2 protein-coding genes are annotated in these 1,521 nt (G+C 62.4%); both read right to left on the bottom strand.

Translation table 11 applies throughout. The annotated features are described in order from the left end of the window. On the bottom strand, positions 1-413 hold a 413-nt coding region (locus tag C167_RS0100355), incomplete at its 3' end, for a branched-chain amino acid transport system II carrier protein (RefSeq protein WP_026078703.1). Between the two features lie 484 nt (positions 414-897). Continuing rightward, positions 898-1,521 (bottom strand): succinate--CoA ligase subunit alpha (gene sucD, locus C167_RS0100350; RefSeq protein WP_017516308.1); only part of this gene is annotated, 624 nt, incomplete at its 5' end.

The raw sequence follows: 1,521 nt of genomic DNA, 5'->3' as shown, positions 1-1,521 counted from the left end.
TACAGCGAGATCACCAGGACGATCAGGAAGTACACCAGGCTGTAGAGGAACAGCGGCAACGCGCCCTCCCCGGTCAGCGGCGCCAGGCCGACTTCGAAGGAGACGGTGGCGGTACGCGGGGTGGCGAACAGCGGCCCGACCGACAGGTAGCAGACAGCCGCCAGCAACCCGCCGGCGAACTTGCCGATGGGATGGCTGAGGGTATCCATCGCACCACCGACCTTGGCCAGCGCGACGACGGTGATCACCGGCAGACCGACCGCGGTGATCAAAAAGCCCAGCGCGGCCATCCACACGTGCGGCCCGGACTGCAGGCCCACGATCGGCGGGAAGATGATGTTGCCCGCGCCGACGAACAGCGCGAAGGTCATAAAACCAAGTGCCAGGATGTCCTGGCCTTTCAAGACTTTCATGAAGGGAAATACCACAGTGCTGAAACGGTTTCGTGGTCTCCCAAGGCACGCACGCCGTACGGACGTGACAAAGCCGCATCGGACCGGGACTGGCCAACTCACGCGGGGTGAGCCTGGGCATCCTGTGATGCTGCTGTCATCGGTACGGTGATTTGTTCTTGGAAGTCCGATAGCAGAGGTTTTCCATGGGCTCGTGGCCCGGTTGCTCCTGCATTCTGGTTATCCCGCCATCCTTGACGGTCAGGAATCGCCGTCGCCTCCGGGTAGGAATTGACGGTGAGCGAGCCTTCCCTTGTGGGGAACGCGACGCTTCATATAGTTGCTAGCCTAACGATCTATTCCGAGGAACTGCACTGACGTACGTCAGATCGTCCGCGGAATGAACGGGAGTGTCGCCTGCTCGACACTTCGCCGGAGCCTGGCGAAATGACAGAGGCCACCCGAAGGTGGCCTCTGTTGACAGGCGGTTAAGTAAGCGAGGCGCTTACTTGACCGGCCAGCCGGTCAGCTCGGCCAGGGCCTTGCCGATGTCAGCCAGGGAACGCACGGTTTTCACGCCAGCGTCCTGCAGGGCGGCGAACTTCTCGTCCGCAGTGCCCTTGCCGCCGGAGATGATGGCGCCCGCGTGGCCCATGCGCTTGCCGGGCGGTGCGGTTACACCAGCGATGTAGGACACCACCGGCTTGGTCACGTTGGCCTTGATGTAGGCAGCAGCTTCTTCTTCAGCCGAACCACCGATCTCGCCGATCATGACGATGGCTTCGGTTTTCGGGTCTTCCTGGAACAGCTTCAGGATGTCGATGAAGTTGGAGCCCGGGATCGGGTCGCCACCGATGCCCACGCAGGTGGACTGGCCGAAGCCGGCGTCGGTGGTCTGCTTCACGGCTTCATAGGTCAGGGTGCCGGAACGCGACACGATGCCTACCTTGCCCGGCAGGTGGATGTGACCCGGCATGATGCCGATCTTGCACTCGCCGGGAGTGATCACGCCCGGGCAGTTCGGGCCGATCAGGCGTACGCCCAGCTCGTCGCACTTGACCTTGGCTTCCAGCATGTCGATGGTCGGGATGCCTTCGGTGATGCAGACAATCAGCTTGATGCCGCCGAA

This window comes from Pseudomonas nitroreducens TX1 (assembly GCF_000313755.1).
Lineage (GTDB): Bacteria > Pseudomonadota > Gammaproteobacteria > Pseudomonadales > Pseudomonadaceae > Pseudomonas > Pseudomonas nitroreducens_A.
Note: the sequence above shows the minus strand (reverse complement) of the source record. Positions and strands in the feature narration are given on the sequence as shown.